Origin of the sequence: Fulvivirga imtechensis AK7 (assembly GCF_000331535.1) — a bacterium.
GTDB classification, from domain to species: domain Bacteria; phylum Bacteroidota; class Bacteroidia; order Cytophagales; family Cyclobacteriaceae; genus Fulvivirga; species Fulvivirga imtechensis.
Window position 1 is genome coordinate 1 of the sequence record NZ_AMZN01000199.1, and the last position, 708, is coordinate 708.

1 protein-coding gene is annotated in these 708 nt (G+C 48.3%); it reads right to left on the minus strand.

Features of this window, described 5'->3' with window-relative positions:
• Positions 1-708 (minus strand): fibronectin type III domain-containing protein (locus C900_RS27755; protein ID WP_040497729.1); only part of this gene is annotated, 708 nt, incomplete at both ends.

Sequence of the window (708 nt, forward strand, 5' to 3'; positions counted from 1 at the left end):
GCATCGATGGTGCGGAAGTCGGTGCCTATAGATTGCCTGTTGAGGTTTTGGATGTTGCCGTTTAGATCATAGGTTATATTGTTGACACTAAAGCCTCCTTTGGCCAGGGTGGTGGTCCAGTTGTTCAGTGTACTGCTACCCTGGCTGTACTGGGCTTTTGTGATCCTGTTCATAGGATCGTAGTGGTAGGTGTATAGCTTTTCTTCTGTATCGCCATGGCTTTTCCACTTGATGGCGGAGATGTTACCATTGTATTGGGGTCGGTGTTTCAGGTCTGTGTTGGGGGCTATCTGTGCTTTGGTTTTTGCTGATACCTGTGGGGTATAGGGTGAAGTTTCTGCTCCGTAACTGGCCCTGATGCGATAGTAATAGGTGGTGTTTGCTGTTAATGTGTTGTCGGTATAGCTTTTGGCTCCGGGGCTGGTGATGGCTATGGTGGCATAGCCGCTGCCGGAGGTGGTGGAGCGTTGGATCTCGTAGTTTATTCCTGTTGTGCCATCCCATTGGAGTTGTATTTTGTCAAAGTCGGTGGCGGTAGCTTGCGGGTTGGCTGGGGCAGCATCCAGCAGTATATTTACTGTTATCGGGTCACTGCTGATAGTAAGGTCCTGAGCCCAGATGTTGGTAATGGTAAAGCGATAATACCCCGACTCTGCAGGTGAAAAGTTGGATAGTTTGAATATACTTCCATCTGTATTTTCATTCTGA